Raw genomic sequence first — 13,747 nt, forward strand, 5'->3', positions numbered from 1 at the left:
ACCGCATGGGCCATGCGCACACGAGGTCGGCACGCTCGGTCGAGGATCACGCCGTTCGGATCGACGAGATGATCACCCGCGCGTGGTCCGCTCGCCCCCCGGAGACGGTTCCGCTCACCGATGCGCTCGGCCGCGTGACGCACGCGGACATCGAGGCCCTCATCGACGTCCCCAACTTCCGGAACTCCCAGATGGACGGATACGCGGTCGACGCGGAATCGGTTGCCCGCGTACCGGTCACACTGCCGGTCACCGGCGTTCTCGCCGCCGGCGATGCCGGGGACGAACTGCATCGGTCGGGCACGGCACGCAAGATCATGACCGGCGCTCCGGTACCCGAGGGCGCCGACGCGGTGATCCCCGTCGAGGACACCGAGATGGACGGGGACGGTGTCCGCATCCTCGGCTCACGGCGCTCGGGTGAGTACGTGCGGGAGCAGGGCAGCGACATCGCGGCGGGGTCGGTCGTCGTCCCGGCCGGCACGACGCTCGGCCCCCGTCACCTCGGCGCTCTCACGGCCGTCGGCCGATCCGACGTCACCGTCCGCCCCCGGCTGCGGGTCGCGGTCATCGCGACCGGCGCCGAACTCGTCGAGGCGGGCAGTGCACTCGGACCCGGTCAGCTGTACGACTCGAACGGTCTCACGCTCGCGACCTCGGTGACCGCGGACGGCGCCGTGGTGACGTTCCGCGGCCGCAGTACCGACACCGCCGACGAGTTCTCCGCGATGCTGTCCGAGGCCGCCGAGAACGCGGACGTGATCATCACCTCGGGGGGTGTGTCGATGGGCGACTTCGAGGTGGTCCGGGACGTGCTCGGCCCCCGCGGGGGAACCTTCACCCACGTCGCGATGCAGCCCGGTGGGCCGCAGGGGTGGACCGACCTCGACGGCACCCCGGTGATCAGCTTCCCCGGCAATCCCGTGAGCACCCTGGTGTCCTACCTCGTCTTCGCCCGTCCAGCGATCCGGAGGCTCTCGGGCCTCCCCGACGCGACCGTCACCGAGCGCATCGCCGACGAGGCAGTCCGATCCCTGCCCGGACGGCGTCAGTTCCTGCGGGGCCGACTCACGGAGACCGGCGTCGTGGTGTCGTCCGGACCGGGGTCGCACCTGGTGGTGTCGATGGCCGCCGCGGATGTCCTGGTCGACGTCCCCGCGGACACCGTCGAGGTGCCCGCGGGCAACAGTGTGCGAGTGTGGCCGCTGTGAACGATTCATCCGCTGCGCACTCATCCGGGAGTTCCTCCACAGGGCTCTCGCACCTGGACTCCGACGGCCGGGCCCGCATGGTCGACGTCAGCGGGAAGAGCGAGACCACGCGCACCGCGGTCGCCGCCGGGTCCCTACGGACGACTCGGGACGTGATCGCCCTGGTGCGTGCCGACGGCATGCCGAAGGCCGATGTCCTGTCGACCGCACGCATCGCCGGCATCGCCGGAGCGAAGCGGACGTCCGATCTCATTCCGCTGTGCCATCCGCTTCCGCTGTCCTCGGTCGCGGTGTCCTTCGGCTTCACCGACGACACGATCACGATAGAGGCTACAGCCGTCACGACCGGGCGGACGGGCGTCGAGATGGAAGCACTGACGGCGGTGTCCATCGCCGGGCTCACGCTGCACGACATGGTCAAGGCCGTGGATCCGGCAGCGTCGATCGAGTCGGTGCGTCTGATCCGCAAGGAGGGTGGCAAGCGCGGCGTGTGGACGCGCGACGACCACCAGCCCGACACCTCCTCCACAGCAACGCCTCTCGGCGATCGAACTGCGGTCGTCGTCGTCGCGTCCACCGGCGGCGCAGCCGGGACGCGCGAGGACACCACGGGACCGCGCATCGTGTCGTGGCTCGGTGACCGCGGTTTCGACGTTCGGGGGCCTCTCGTCGTGGCAGACGCCGACGTGGCCGCGGGCTTACGAGACGCCCTCACCGGCGGACCCGCCCTGATCATCAGCACCGGCGGCACGGGCGTCTCCCCCACCGACGCCACACCCGACGCCACCCGGCCACTGCTCGACCGCGAACTACCCGGCGTCGCGGAGGAGATCCGACGTACGGGACTGGCAGCCACCGTGCACGCCTCGATCAGCCGCGGGTTGGTGGGCGTCGCTGGGAAGACAGTGATCGTGAACCTGCCCGGATCACCCGGCGGAGTGAAGGACGGACTGACGGTGCTGGATCCGATCGTGGACCATCTCGTCGCCCAGGTACGCGGAGGCGGTGCTCACGAATGACAACGGTTCTCGCCCGGATCTCGAGCGATCCGATCGATCCGGCGGAGGTCTCCGACGCCGTCTCGGGTCCCGAACACGGTGCCGTGCTGGTGTTCTGGGGAGTCGTCCGCGACCACGACCACGGCGAGTCGGTGTCGGCACTCGAGTACCGAGCCCACCCCGACGCCGAGAAGTTCCTGCGTCGCTGCTGCGAGGACGCGGCCGCGTCGTCCGGCCTGCCGACGGCGGCCGTGCATCGCGTCGGCGACCTGACGATCGGTGACACCGCTCTCGTCGCCGCGGTCGCGTCTCCCCATCGCGCCGAAGCATTCGCAGCGTTGCAGGCGTTGGTCGATCGCATCAAGACCGAGGTGCCGATCTGGAAGCGCCAGCAGTTCCCCGGCGGCACCAGCGAGTGGGTGGGGCTCTAGCGGTCGCTGGTGCGCAGGAACCTGTGCACCACGAGTGATTCTGCGTCGGTCGCACTCTCGGTGCGGATCATCGCCTCGATCCGGGCACGCGCCGCCGCGACGTCGAGTCCCGAGCCTATGAAGACCAGCGCGGTGTCTCCACGGGACGAGGCGGTCTCGACGTCGATGTGGACGCCGACCGTCTGGACGACGAATCGCGCCGCGCCACGGCCGAATCGAACGAATCCCTTGGATCTGTACAGCCCCGGCGGCGGGTTCTCGAGGAACTCGAAGAACGCCCGCGGATCGAGGCAGTCGCTGGTCTCGACGCTGAACGTCTCGTAACTCGCGTGCAGGTGGTCGTGGGGATCGTCCTGCTCCCGCAACAGATCGTCGAGGGCGAGTTGCCGGGGCCCGTCGTCGGGGCGCTCCGGCGGATCGAGAAGGAGCGACACGTCCACGGCTCCGTGCGACGTCACCACCGTCGGGGCAGCGGGAGCCGCGTCGCGCACCAGCGTGAGCACCTCGTCGATGCGTCCGGGTCCCACCGCATCCGCTTTGTTCACCACCACCAGGTCGGCGAGACCGAGATGCTGAGCGAGGTGCTGGTGCCGGGCCGTCGACTCGAGCACGTGCAGGGCGTCCACGACCATCACCATGCCGCCGTACCGGATCCGCGAGTCGGTGCTCGCGACGACCATCCTGATGAGAGCACGTGGCTCCGCCACACCGCTGGCCTCGACGACGATCGCGTCGACGGCGGCACTGGTCGCGGTGAGGGCTCCGAACATCTCGTCGAGATCCTCGGTGTCGACGGCGCAACACAGACAGCCGTTGCCCAGGGTGATCATCGAGTCGACCTGCCCGGCGACCAGCATCGAGTCGATGTCCACGGCGCCGAAGTCGTTGACCACCACACCGATTCGAATGCCGTGATTGCGGCGGAGGAGATGGTTGAGCAACGTCGTCTTACCGGATCCGAGGTACCCGGCGACGAGGACGACCGGAACAGCGCTGCGAGACACCGCGTCAGGGTACGTCAGCCGGCTCCGGCCCCACCTGTTCGTCCCTACCGACCGGCCTCCGGCCTTCCCGCCCCTACCGACCGGCCTCCGGCCTTCCCGCCCTCACCGACCGGCCTCCGGCCTTCCCGCCCTCACCGACCGGCCTCCGGCCTCCCCGCCACGAAATCGACGATCCCGGTCGCGATCGCCGCCGCATGGGACGCGCGACCCTCGGCACTCTCGAGCTCGGCGGCATCCGACGGGTTCGACCCGTTGCCCATCTCGAGGAAGACGACGGGGACGGTCGTGAGAGCGGGGGCGGCCACGTCGGATCGCACCTGCAGCCCGTCCACCCCCGCATAGTTCGCCGGTGTGAATCCGGCTCGCTCGTACGCGTCCCGCATGGCGGTGGATGCACGCCGTCCCTCACCGGACTGCACCTCGTCGACGTCGGCGGACGGCACCGGCAGCGCCGGGACGATGACGTGGAATCCGTGATGCGCGTCGTCGGACCGGAGTGAGGTGGAGTCGGCGTGAACACTCACCGCCACCGCGGCGCCCGATGCACTCGCCGCCCGCGCACGGTCGGTGATGCACCCACCCCATCCCGTGTCGTCCGGCCGACTCAGCACGATCTCGGCACCCAGACTCTCGAGGCGCGAGGCCACCAGTTGCGACACGTCCCAGACGATGGTGTGTTCCGGCGTTCCGCCGAGCGCCGTCATCCCGCTCGTCTGGCAGTCCTTCGTACCGCCCCGGCCGTCGTCCACCTGCGCTGCGAGGTTCTCCTCGTGGCCCGTTCCCTGGTGTCCGGGATCGAGGAAGATCACGGTGCCCGCGAGCGGTGCGTCCGGTGTCACCGGGATCGCAGCGGCCCCCGGCGGGACCGCCACGGAGACCAGTGCGACCGCGAGGATCGAGACACCACAGTGTCGTGCAACCGACGATCGCATACGCCCCACTTCCCACCTCGGCGCACGTGCGCCGACACGATGTTCTCGCGATTTCCAAGAATGGCACGGCGAATTGGTTGAACGTGTGATGATCGGTAGCCGTCCGTGACCCCGTCGTGACCGTTCGCGAGTCCGGACAGCGTGAATCGCGATATCCGTGCACAATGGCTCCGCGCCCCGAGAAAATGACGTGTATCGCGGCGCCCCCGACCGAATTGGAAGGGCGGTTCACACGGTATGGTCTCGGCAAAGCGTGATTAACCGAGCTCAGCGACGAAAGCAGAAGACATGGCGAAGAAGGTCGTTGTTCAGCTGGTCGACGACATCGACAGAACACCTCTCGAGGACGACGGCGAACACATCACGTTCGCGGTCGACGGCACGCACTACGAGATCGACCTCGGGCCCGACAATGCCGCCGAGTTCCGACGTGTTCTGGGTTATTACATCGAGCACGCGGCGAAGGTGTCGGCCGGAACGCACAGCGGACGACGCAGCACGAAGCCGACTGGACGACGCAGTCCCGAACAGACCAGGGCCGTGCGCGAATGGGCCGTGGACGCGGGATTCACGGTGTCGAGCCGCGGGCGCATTCCCTCCGAGGTGCAGAGCGCGTACGACGCAGCGCACTGACACCACATCACACGCGAAAGGCCCCGTACCTGACCGGTACGGGGCCTTTCGCGTGTCCGCCTACTTCGGTGGAGCCGTTACTCCGGTGGAGCTAAGGGGACTCGAACCCCTGACCCCCACACTGCCAGTGTGGTGCGCTACCAGCTGCGCCATAGCCCCGTGCTCTTCTGACCGTGAGAAAGAGTGTTTCGCACCGCTCGAAGAACGCTCGACCGAAGTTACACCATCGGTTCGACGAGGTCCAAATCAGCGTCAGCCGAGATCGGACACCCAGGCGGAGTTGGTGGTGGTGTCGACGATCGCGCCGTCCACGATGACGGTGGGAGTGCCTCGCGCGCCGGCAGCTGCGAGCGCCGCGCTTCCCGTCGCAGCGTCGGTGGCGGCGTCCGCCACTCGCGTTCCGTCGGTGATGCACTGTGCCGCCTCGTCGGAGGCTCCCGCCTCCGTGGCGCGGGCGGCGAGCTCGTCGGCGGTGTGGTCCGCGCTGCCCTTCTCCTCCGGCTGGAAGTCCGGCGAGAACAGGGCCGAGTGGAATGCTGAGTAGGCGGGCCCGTCGCCCGTGGCGGCGACGCACTGCGATGCGGCGGCCGCACGGGTGCTGTAGTCACCGCTGGGCGACAACTGATTCAGGAAGTCGAGCATGTGATAGCGCACCGCGATGGTGCCCTCGTCGATCTTCTGCGCGAGTTCCTGGCCGTAGGTGTTCTCCAACTCGGCGCAGTACGGGCACATCGCGTCCTCGTAGAAGTCGACCGTGCGTGTCGCCTCCGGGAGACCCAGCCGCACCACGCCGTCGTCGTCGACCGAGGAGGTGACCGCCGCATTCTGCACGGACCCGTATCCGTCGGCGCGCGGCTGGCTGCGGGAGTTCTGCCACAACACTCCGCCGATGACGACGGCCGCGATGACCAGGAGAGCGAGACCGCCCAGAACATAGGTCGACGTGCTCGACGACTTCTGTGGCGTGTACTTGCTCGACGATTTCGATGACGACGATTTCGAGGCATTCACGCGAATACTGTGTCACGCGCGACTGACAGTGTGCTGAGAACTGGATGTCAGGTATGCCAATGCTTGCTGGTAGAGACGTTCCGGCGCGCGTACATTCGCCCCGTGACCCACATCGAGCCCCGTGATCCGCAGGCGTCCGCCGTGCCCGTCGAGGGAGGGCCCGGCCTGCCCCACGACATCGATCACACACACGCCGACGTCTCGGGAGGCTGGCTCCGGGCCGCCACGTTCGGGGCCATGGACGGACTGGTGACCAACACCTCGCTCATCGCGGGTGTCGGCGGTGCGGGCGTCTCGACGCACACGCTGGTCCTCAGCGGCATCGCCGGCCTCGTCGCGGGAGCGTTCTCGATGGCACTCGGCGAGTTCACGTCCGTGTCCACCCAGAACGAGCAGATCGATGCCGAGGTGACCACCGAGCGCGCCGCGTTCACGAAGTACCCGGAGGCCGAACAGGCGGAGTTGGTGGGCATGCTCACCGACATGGGCATGTCGACCGAGACGGCCACGGTCGCCGCGCGCGAGATCCACACGGACGCCGATCGTGCCGTGGATCTGCACATCTCGCGGGAGTTGGGTGTCGACCCCACCGAGAAGCCGTCACCGTGGGTGGCGGCCGGATCGTCCTTCGTCCTGTTCTCGATCGGCGCGATCATTCCGCTCATACCGTTCCTGCTGGGATCGGACGTCCTCGCCCTCGGGCTCGCGTGCGGCGCCGTGGGCCTCATGATCGCGGGCGCGCTCGCCGCGCACTTCACCTCGCGGTCGACCGTCGTCGGAGCGCTCCGCCAACTACTGTTCGGCTCACTCGCCGTCGCGGCGACCTACGCCGTCGGATCCCTCATCGGTGTCGGCACCGCCTGAGTCGCCGTCCGGATCGATCGTCACCGCGCTGGGCTTCCCGGTCAGCGACACCCGCCCGGACCGCGTGTCGGGTACCACCATCCAGCCGACCGCGGCGATCAGCAGGATGGCACCCGAGGTCCCGAACGCGGCCGCGTAGGAGAGTTCCGTCACGAGTACACCGGCGACCAGCGGCCCGATGACCGAGCCCACGTCCATGGCCATCTGGAATGCGGCGAGGACGGGGCCTCCACGGGCGCGCGAGCCGATCATGTCGGCCACCGCCGCCTGCTGGGTCGGCGTGATCAGCCCGGACCCGAGCCCGGCGACGAAGGTGATCACGAGGAACACCTCCGTCGATCCCGAGATGCCCATGGTCGCGGTCGATGCGCCGCACAGCAGGAGCCCGGCGACGAGGAACGGCTTGCGCCCGTACCGATCGGACCATCGCCCCGCCGGCACCAACACCACCGCGTTGCCCACCGCGAACACCGCGAGGGCCACGGCGGCCATGGAATCGCTGCGTCCGAGCGCGGCGACGACGAACAGCGGCACGATGGCCGTGCGCACGCCGAACACCGCCCATCCGTTGGCGAAGTTGGACAGCAGGGCCGACCGGTACGTCGGGGAGCGCAGGGCGTCGGCGAACCGCAGCACGACCGCCGCGTCCCGATCGGCCTCCGTGGTCGCGGCGGGTGTTCGTAGGCCCACCGCGACGACGGCGGCGGCCGCGACCAGCGTCACGGCGTAGAAGACGAACGGCGCCCGCAGACCTCCGACACCGAGCACGATGCCGCCCACGAACGGGCCCAGGACTGTGCCGGCCAGGAAGCTCGACGCGTACATGCCGGAGACGCGCCCGCGGCGATCGGGCGGGGCGATCCGGATGAGCAGTCCCAGCGCGGACACGGTGAACATGGTGGACCCGATACCGCCGAGCGACCGGAAGAGGAGGAGTTGCCAGTATGTCTGGGCCAGTGCGCACAACCCGGTCGACACCGCGACGACGACGAGACCGGTGAGGTAGACCCGGCGCTCGCCGATGCGCTGCACGAGCGATCCGCTGGCGGGCGCGAAGATCAGCCGTGTCGCCGCGAAGGCACTGATGATGACGGTGACCGCGAACTCGTCGACCCCGAAGGCGAGCGCGAACCCCGGGAGCGCGGGCGCGACGATGCCGAAGCCGAGTGCGATGACGAACGCGGCCGAGACGAGGATCCAGATGTCGCGGGTGGGATCGGGGGCGGTCCCCCGCGTCCCGGCACCGGCCCCTGCTGCGGCGCTCACTCCCCGGTCAGGACGGACGACACGAGATCGCGTGCGGCGCTCTGCACCTCGGCGAGGTGATCCGCACCGCGGAAGGACTCGGCGTAGATCTTGTAGACGTCCTCCGTACCCGACGGCCGAGCGGCGAACCAGGCGCTGTCCGTGGTGACCTTGAGTCCGCCCAGAGCCGCCCCGTTGCCGGGAGCCGAGGTGAGCGTGGCGGTGATGTCCTCCCCCGCCAGGGTGGTCGCGGTGACCTGCTCCGCCGACAGCTTCGCCAACACGGCCTTCTGCTCGCGCGTCGCGGGCGCATCGGTGCGTGCGTAGGACGGGTCACCGAACTGCTCGGTGAGCTCCCGGTAGCGGGTCGACGGTGTCTTCCCGGTCACCGCGGTGATCTCGGAGGCGAGCAGGGCCAGGATGATGCCGTCCTTGTCGGTGGTCCAGACGGATCCGTCCGTCCGCAGGAACGAGGCGCCGGCGCTCTCCTCGCCGCCGAACCCGATCTCACCGGAGACGAGACCGGGCACGAACCACTTGAACCCCACGGGCACCTCGAGCAGGGTGCGACCGAGCGAGGCCACGACGCGGTCGATCATCGAGGAACTGACGAGGGTCTTGCCGACCGCCGCCTCGGCGGGCCATCCCGGCCGGTGCGAGAACAGGTAGTCGATCGCCACCGCGAGGTAGTGGTTCGGGTTCATCAGTCCGCCGTCGGGGGTGACGATGCCGTGCCGGTCCGCATCGGCGTCGTTGCCCGTCGACACGTCGTAGTCGTGCCGGGCGCCGATCAACGACGCCATCGCGTTGGGCGACGAGCAGTCCATCCGGATCTTGCCGTCGGTGTCCAGGGTCATGAACCGCCATGTCGCGTCGACGAGCGGGTTGACCACGGTCAGATCGAGGCGGTGCCGCTCGGCGATCGCCGCCCAGTAGTCGACGCTCGCACCGCCCAGCGGATCGGCGCCGATGCGCACACCCGCGGACCGGATGGCATCGATGTCGACGACGGACGGGAGATCGTCGATGTAGGTGGTGAGGAAGTCGTACTTCTGCACGGACCCGGCCAGTGCCGACGCCAGGGACACGCGCTTCACGGACGACACACCGGAGCGCAGGATCTCGTTGGCGCGCGCCGCGATCACGGAGGTGGCGTCGCTGTCGGCGGGTCCACCGTTCGGCGGGTTGTACTTGAAACCGCCGTCGCGCGGCGGGTTGTGGGACGGCGTGACGACGATGCCGTCCGCGAGCGCCGACGGACCCGAGGCGTTGTGACGCAGGATCGCGTGGCTCACCGCCGGGGTGGGCGTGTAGCGGTCTGCCGAATCCACCAGCACCGCAACGTCGTTGGCGGCGAGAACTTCCACGGCGGTGACCCACGCGGGCTCGGAGAGCGCGTGGGTGTCGCGACCGAGGAAGAGCGGTCCCGTGGTGCCCTGCGCGGACCGGTACTCCACGATGGCCTGTGTCGTGGCCACGATGTGGTCTTCGTTGAAGGCGCCGTCCAGGGACGATCCACGATGTCCGGAGGTACCGAAGACCACCTGCTGATCGGGATTCTCGACGTCCGGCTTCACGCTGTAGTAGGCCGTCACCAGATGCGACAGATCGACCAGATCCGATGCCTGTGCCCGTTGTCCCGCTCGCTCGTGAGCCACTCGGGTCCTCCTGTGTCGATTGCGTACCCCCGCCCCGAGAACCCTAGTGGGCGAGCAACGACCGCGGACCACGACTGTCGGATCGAGACCCCGACCGCGTCGTCGGACGGTCAGAGATCGGGCAGCGCGGAGAACTCGGCGATCGCGATGACGTCCTCGAGAGCGGTCGCGAGGACGTGGAGTCGTCGTCCGACCGTTTCTGCCGCGAGCACCTTCGCGCGATCGGACGAGCCGAGCGGCAGGGACGACGCGAACTCCCAGACCTCGGCGCCGGAGCGCGTTCCGTCCGCGTCGACACGCGGCGCCTCGGGTGTGGGCAGATCACGCGAGCGTGCGATGCCGGTCAGGATCTCGAACAGCCGGTCGGTGCGCTCCTGCACGAGGTCGTACACCTCGTCCAGCGACTCGTCGCCCGCCGGGAGATCGGGCCAGGCGGTGACACGCGCCCGCGGGTACGGATCGTCCGGCAGCCACTCCAGCACGCGGATCCGGTCGACTCCGCGGCACTCGAGCACGAAGCGCCCGTCCGGTGTGGGGAGGGCGCGGTCGATCCGGGTCGACACTGCGGCCACGCCGCGCACGTCCCCGCCGCCGACCTCGTGGCCTCGCTCGATGAGCGCCACCCCGAAGTGCGACTCGGTGTCCAGGCAGTGCTGCACCATCGCGCGGTAGCGGGGCTCGAACACGTGCAACGGCACGTCGTCCCCCGGAAGTACCACCGAGCCGAGCGGGAACATCGGGAGCTCGTAGATGTCGTCGGACCGGGCGTGCATGTCGTCGTCCACACCACCAGCATGCACTCACCGCGACCACCGCGACAGAACCCGACGACCCGGGTGTGGTGCAACTCCCCCGCCGGTCCGGTGTCGGTGGCCCGGCTACTGGGTAAGGATGCGTCCATGAGCACTCCGGTTCGCGCCGCTTCCCGCACCACTGGACCCCGGACGTTCGCGGTCTGGGCACCCACACCCGAGCGGGTCCGACTGCACCTCGAAGGCGACCTGCACCCGATGACCGAGAAGGACGGGTGGTGGAGCGCCGAGGTGCCCGCCGCCGACGGTGCCCGGTACGGCTTCGTCCTGGACGACGACGATGCGGTGATCCCGGATCCGCGCTCGCCGCGGCAGCCGGACGGCGTGCACGAGGCGTCGGCGCTGTACTCCGCGGACACCTTCGCGTGGACCGACGACGCGTGGACGGGTCGCCCGCTGGCGGGCGGCGTGCTGTACGAACTGCACATCGGCACCTTCACCGCGGAGGGGACGTTCGACTCGGCGATCGACCGACTCGATCACCTCGTCGACCTCGGCGTGACGTTCGTGGAGGTCATGCCCGTCAACGGTTTCAACGGGACACACAACTGGGGCTACGACGGCGTCCTCTGGTACACCGTCCACGAAGGCTACGGCGGTCCGGAAGGTTTCCAGCGGTTCGTCGACGCCTGCCACGCCCGGGGGCTGGCCGTCACGCTCGACGTGGTCTACAACCACCTGGGTCCGTCGGGCAACTACCTCGAGAAGTTCGGCCCGTACATGTCCGAGGGTGCGAACTCCTGGGGACAGACGGTCAACGTGGCCGGCGCGGAGTCGGACACGGTGCGGCGCTACATCATCGACAACGCACTGCGGTGGTTCGAGCAGTTCCACGTGGACGCGCTCCGTCTCGATGCGGTGCACGCCCTGGCCGACACCACGGCCACCCACATCCTCGAGCAGCTCGCCGTGGAGACCGAGGCCCTGTCGGCGCACGTCGGTCGACCCCTGAGCCTGGTCGCGGAGAGTGACCTCAACGACCCGACGCTCATCACTCCCCGAGCGGGCGGCGGCTACGGCCTCACTGCCCAGTGGGACGACGACGTCCACCATGCCGTGCACGCAGCGGTGTCCGGCGAACGTCAGGGCTACTTCGGTGACTTCGGCTCGATGCAGTGCCTCGCGACCACCATCACGCAGGGCTTCTTCCACGCCGGGACGTATTCGACCTTCCGTGGCCGCGTGCACGGTCGACCCCTGGACCGACGGGTGCTCCCGGCGAGCTCGCTCGTCGCGTACACCACGACGCACGATCAGGTGGGCAACCGCGCAATCGGCGATCGTCCCGGCTTCTCACTCACGCCGGGGCAGCTGGCGGTCAAGGCGGCGCTGATCCTGTTGTCCCCCTTCACCCCGATGCTCTTCATGGGTGAGGAGTTCGACGCCTCCACCCCGTTCCAGTTCTTCACCTCCCATCCCGAACCCGAGCTGGGTGAGGCCACCGCGAAGGGCCGCAAGGCCGAGTTCGCGTCCCACGGGTGGGACAGCGAGGACATCCCCGACCCGCAGGATCCCGCGACGTTCGAGAACTCGAAGCTGAACTGGGACGAGGTCACCGAGGGTGATCACGCCCGCGTACTCGACTGCTACCGAGCACTTCTGGCGTTGCGCGCCCAGCGCACCGAGATCACGAACCCGTGGTTGACCGGCGTGCACGTCGACTACGACGAGGACGCCCGATGGATCGTGATCCACCGGGCGCACCCCACCGCGGGCCGTGGTCTGAGCATCGCGTGCAACCTCACCGACTCGCCGGTGACCGTGCCGGTGGGCGGCTCACCGCTGCTGTGGTGGGACGAGCCGACGCCGAACGCGACCGCGTCCGCGACGACCGTTCCGGGTCACTCCTTCGTCGTGCTGGAGTGAGTTCCGCTGGAGTGACTCTCCGGCTCGGGCCGCGCGTCGCCGGCGTCCGAGCCACGCAGAGCCAGAGCCACGAGGAGAGCGTTGGCGGCGAGCACGATCGCGGTGGCCACCGCCGCGACGTGCATCCCGTCGACGAAGGCGGCGCCGGCCGAACTGGTCAGAGCGTCACCGAGATCCGCCGGTAGCGTCCGTGCGAGCGAGACCGCCTCGCCGATGGTCTCGCGGGCACCCGACGCGGTGTCCGGGTCGAGCGCCGACGTGTCGATACCGCCACGGAACACGGCCATCACCACCGAACCGAGCAACGCGACGCCGAGGGCGATCCCGAGTTCGTACGCCGTCTCGGAGATCGCGGACGCTGCGCCGGCGCGCGGCGCGGGAACCGAGGCGACCACCAGATCCGACGTCAGCGTCAGCGCGAGGCCCGCGCCGACACCGACCAGGACGAACGACGCCATGAACACGGCGATGCCGTCGGTCTGACCGAGACGTGTCAGGAGCAGTGCCCCCGCCGCGGAGACCCCGAGTCCCACGGCGAGAACGGTGCCCGCCTCCCAGCGGCGTACGAGATGTGCGGCGGCGAGCGACGCGACGATGCTCGTCGCCGTTCCCGGCAGCATGATCAGACCGGCCTCCAGAGGCGACGTGCCGAGAACCGACTGCAGGTACTGCGAGCCGAAGAACAGCACTCCCGCGAGCGCGAAGACGGACAGCAGGTTCGTCGCGACGGCCGTCGAGAAGCGACGCTGCGCGAACAGCGTCAGGTCGATCATCGGAGCGGCGAGTCGGCCCTGCCGGCGGACGAAGACGGTGCCCGCGGCCAGACCGACCAGCGCGACCGGAATCATCGACGGGTGCGGCCCGTGAGCGGCGGTCTCCTTGATCGCGTACACGACGGGAACGATGGCCAGGATCGACAGCGCGGCGCTGGGTACGTCGAATCGGCCCGGTTCCGGATCCTTGGACTCCGGGATGGTGAACGGACCCACGACGACCAGCGCGATCATGATCGGCACGTTGATCAGGAAGACCGAGCCCCACCAGAAGTGTTCGAGAAGCCACCCGCCCACCAGAGGACCCGC

General features: G+C 69.1%; 13 protein-coding genes and 1 tRNA gene. 6 read left to right on the forward strand and 8 right to left on the reverse strand.

What is annotated here, in order from left to right:
• Nucleotides 1–5 precede the first annotated feature (5 nt).
• Genes glp through HQ312_RS03295 form a run of 3 tightly spaced genes read left to right on the forward strand, consistent with a single transcriptional unit; the run spans nt 6 to nt 2,640 of the window.
• On the forward strand, nt 6–1,211 hold the full coding sequence (gene glp / locus HQ312_RS03285; RefSeq protein WP_222637774.1) for a gephyrin-like molybdotransferase Glp: 1,206 nt from the start codon (nt 6–8) through the stop codon (nt 1,209–1,211).
• Complete coding sequence (gene moaCB / locus HQ312_RS03290; RefSeq protein ID WP_285185367.1) at nt 1,208–2,230, forward strand: bifunctional molybdenum cofactor biosynthesis protein MoaC/MoaB; 1,023 nt, start codon at nt 1,208–1,210, stop codon at nt 2,228–2,230. The genes glp and moaCB overlap by 4 nt, the downstream gene beginning before the upstream one ends.
• The gene (locus HQ312_RS03295; protein WP_204868029.1) at nt 2,227–2,640 is read left to right on the forward strand and encodes a molybdenum cofactor biosynthesis protein MoaE; all 414 of its coding nucleotides are present in this window, start codon (nt 2,227–2,229) and stop codon (nt 2,638–2,640) included. Before moaCB ends, HQ312_RS03295 begins: the two co-directional genes overlap by 4 nt.
• Here HQ312_RS03295 and HQ312_RS03300 read toward each other — a convergent pair.
• A complete protein-coding gene (locus HQ312_RS03300) occupies nt 2,637–3,644 on the reverse strand; it encodes a GTP-binding protein (protein ID WP_222637775.1) in 1,008 nt (335 codons plus the stop codon). The two genes, HQ312_RS03295 and HQ312_RS03300, sit on opposite strands and share 4 nt — an antisense overlap.
• A gap of 131 nt (nt 3,645–3,775) precedes the next feature.
• Nucleotides 3,776–4,576 (reverse strand): N-acetylmuramoyl-L-alanine amidase, encoded by an 801-nt coding sequence (locus HQ312_RS03305; RefSeq protein ID WP_222637776.1) that lies wholly within the window; start codon nt 4,574–4,576, stop codon nt 3,776–3,778.
• Nucleotides 4,577–4,864: 288 nt separating this feature from the next.
• On the opposite strand from HQ312_RS03305, the gene HQ312_RS03310 reads away from it, so the two are divergent.
• Complete coding sequence (locus tag HQ312_RS03310) at nt 4,865–5,209, forward strand: Lsr2 family protein (protein ID WP_222637777.1); 345 nt, start codon at nt 4,865–4,867, stop codon at nt 5,207–5,209.
• An 86-nt stretch (nt 5,210–5,295) separates the two neighbouring features.
• Here the strand turns inward: HQ312_RS03310 and HQ312_RS03315 are convergent.
• Nucleotides 5,296–5,368 (reverse strand) — tRNA-Ala (locus HQ312_RS03315).
• Between the two features lie 93 nt (nt 5,369–5,461).
• Nucleotides 5,462–6,220 carry a thioredoxin domain-containing protein gene (locus HQ312_RS03320; protein ID WP_222637778.1) on the reverse strand — a complete coding sequence of 253 codons (759 nt, stop codon included), beginning with the start codon at nt 6,218–6,220 and terminating at the stop codon, nt 5,462–5,464.
• Between the two features lie 111 nt (nt 6,221–6,331).
• On the opposite strand from HQ312_RS03320, the gene HQ312_RS03325 reads away from it, so the two are divergent.
• Nucleotides 6,332–7,084 carry a VIT1/CCC1 transporter family protein gene (locus HQ312_RS03325; RefSeq protein WP_373428384.1) on the forward strand — a complete coding sequence of 251 codons (753 nt, stop codon included), beginning with the start codon at nt 6,332–6,334 and terminating at the stop codon, nt 7,082–7,084.
• Here the strand turns inward: HQ312_RS03325 and HQ312_RS03330 are convergent.
• The 3 genes from HQ312_RS03330 to HQ312_RS03340 all read right to left on the reverse strand — a co-directional run bounded on the left by HQ312_RS03330 (nt 7,025) and on the right by HQ312_RS03340 (nt 10,772).
• A complete protein-coding gene (locus HQ312_RS03330) occupies nt 7,025–8,350 on the reverse strand; it encodes an MFS transporter (RefSeq protein ID WP_081821272.1) in 1,326 nt (441 codons plus the stop codon). The genes HQ312_RS03325 and HQ312_RS03330 overlap by 60 nt on opposite strands.
• On the reverse strand, nt 8,347–9,987 hold the full coding sequence (pgm, locus tag HQ312_RS03335; protein WP_222637779.1) for a phosphoglucomutase (alpha-D-glucose-1,6-bisphosphate-dependent): 1,641 nt from the start codon (nt 9,985–9,987) through the stop codon (nt 8,347–8,349). The genes HQ312_RS03330 and pgm overlap by 4 nt, the downstream gene beginning before the upstream one ends.
• 110 nt (nt 9,988–10,097) lie before the next feature.
• On the reverse strand, nt 10,098–10,772 hold the full coding sequence (locus tag HQ312_RS03340) for an LON peptidase substrate-binding domain-containing protein (protein ID WP_222637780.1): 675 nt from the start codon (nt 10,770–10,772) through the stop codon (nt 10,098–10,100).
• Between the two features lie 114 nt (nt 10,773–10,886).
• Here HQ312_RS03340 and treZ point away from each other — a divergent pair, with 114 nt between their 5' ends.
• Nucleotides 10,887–12,665, forward strand: coding sequence for a malto-oligosyltrehalose trehalohydrolase (gene treZ, locus HQ312_RS03345; RefSeq protein ID WP_222637781.1), 1,779 nt, complete (start codon nt 10,887–10,889; stop codon nt 12,663–12,665).
• Here the strand turns inward: treZ and HQ312_RS03350 are convergent.
• A partial coding sequence (locus HQ312_RS03350) for an MFS transporter (RefSeq protein ID WP_222637782.1) occupies nt 12,641–13,747 on the reverse strand: 1,107 nt, incomplete at its 5' end. The two genes, treZ and HQ312_RS03350, sit on opposite strands and share 25 nt — an antisense overlap.

Origin of the sequence: Rhodococcus sp. BP-316 (assembly GCF_019836105.1) — a bacterium.
Classification (GTDB): domain Bacteria; phylum Actinomycetota; class Actinomycetes; order Mycobacteriales; family Mycobacteriaceae; genus Rhodococcoides.

Bases quoted from the DNA above. Each gene is read 5' to 3' on its own strand.
- HQ312_RS03310 (WP_222637777.1), top strand. From the start codon at position 4,865: ATGGCGAAGAAGGTCGTTGTTCAGCTGGTCGACGACATCGACAGAACA.
- HQ312_RS03305 (WP_222637776.1), bottom strand. From the start codon at position 4,576: ATGCGATCGTCGGTTGCACGACACTGTGGTGTCTCGATCCTCGCGGTC.
- glp (WP_222637774.1), top strand. From the start codon at position 6: ATGGGCCATGCGCACACGAGGTCGGCACGCTCGGTCGAGGATCACGCC.
- treZ (WP_222637781.1), top strand. From the start codon at position 10,887: ATGAGCACTCCGGTTCGCGCCGCTTCCCGCACCACTGGACCCCGGACG.
- HQ312_RS03295 (WP_204868029.1), top strand. From the start codon at position 2,227: ATGACAACGGTTCTCGCCCGGATCTCGAGCGATCCGATCGATCCGGCG.